Raw genomic sequence first — 1,210 nt, forward strand, 5'->3', positions numbered from 1 at the left:
CAAGACCTCGCATCTTGAAGATGCCGACAGAAATCGAGACGCTAGTCTCGATGCAACGGCCGGGTTGGCTGAGGCTGGCAAGACTTTAGGCGGCAGAGCCTGTGGGTCAGATAAGTCCGCCGACCCGTTATCTCGTTCATCGATTCCGAAGGGTAACTTAGGCCGAGTATTGCACTCAGAGCCTGGATGCGAGGAAGGACAAGATGAATGAGCAAGCCGTAGGCATCGATGTGTCCAAGAAGAAGTTGGATGTCTGTGTCGCCGATGGCGACAAGATCAAAACCAAGGCGATCAAGAACACCAGCGCCGGTCATGTCGAGTTGGATCAGTGGCTGCTCAAACGTGAGTTATCGGCCAATACGCCGATCGTGTTGGAAGCGACCGGGCCGTATAGCGAAGCCGTGGCCATCGCGTTGTCGGATGCCGGTTGGGCGGTCAGCGTCGTCAATCCGGCCCGGATTACCGGCTTCGCTCAGAGCGAGCTGAGCCGTAACAAAACCGATAAAGCCGACGCCAAGCTACTGGCGAAGTTCGCCCAAAGAGCCGACCTGGATATCTGGCAGCCACCGAGTATTGCGGTTCGCGAGCTGCGCGCACGGGTCGACCGACTTCAAGCACTAATGGATATGCGCCAGCAAGAACTCAACCGGATCGAGGCATTAGACCAAGGCACGCCGTCCAGCGTGAAATCGATGGTCGAAGAGCACGTGGCATGGCTCGATAAACAGATTGCCAGGATCCAGAGCGATATCGATGATCACATCGACGGCCATCCCGAACTCAGACAGGACGCCGAACTGATGCGCAGCATTCCCGGCGTCGGCCCTCGCGCCTCGGCGCAGTTCCTGGCATATATCGGCGATGTGCGGCGGTTCAAAAGTGCCAAGGCTCTCGCCGCCTTCATCGGCGTCACGCCGAAGCAGAAGCAATCCGGCACCTCGATCAACGGACGCACGACAATCTCGAGAGCGGGCCATACGGCAGCGAGAAAATCACTCTACATGCCGGGCATGGTGGCCAAACGCCATAATCCGGTGATCATCGCCATGGCGAAGCGCTTGGAGCAGCGTGGCTTGGCGCCGAAGGCAATCGTGGGCGCGAGCATGCGAAAACTGGTGCACTTGATCTATGGCGTGATCAAGTCAGGACAGCCGTTTCGGGCCGAAATACCGATGGCGGGGCTTGAAATTCAAGAGGGTATCTGACCCCA

The 1,210-nt window shown here is 57.9% G+C and carries 1 protein-coding gene; it reads left to right on the forward strand.

The features are described from left to right. Window positions 1-203: 203 nt before the first annotated feature. The gene (locus SADO_RS17195; protein WP_353113662.1) at window positions 204-1,205 is read left to right on the forward strand and encodes an IS110 family RNA-guided transposase; all 1,002 of its coding nucleotides are present in this window, start codon (window positions 204-206) and stop codon (window positions 1,203-1,205) included. Window positions 1,206-1,210: the final 5 nt, after the last annotated feature.

The sequence above is a fragment of the Salinisphaera dokdonensis CL-ES53 genome (genome assembly GCF_040361215.1).
Classification (GTDB): Bacteria; Pseudomonadota; Gammaproteobacteria; order Nevskiales; family Salinisphaeraceae; genus Salinisphaera; species Salinisphaera dokdonensis.

Coding starts and splice junctions, on each gene's coding strand:
- SADO_RS17195 (WP_353113662.1), top strand. CDS start 204: ATGAATGAGCAAGCCGTAGGCATCGATGTGTCCAAGAAGAAGTTGGAT.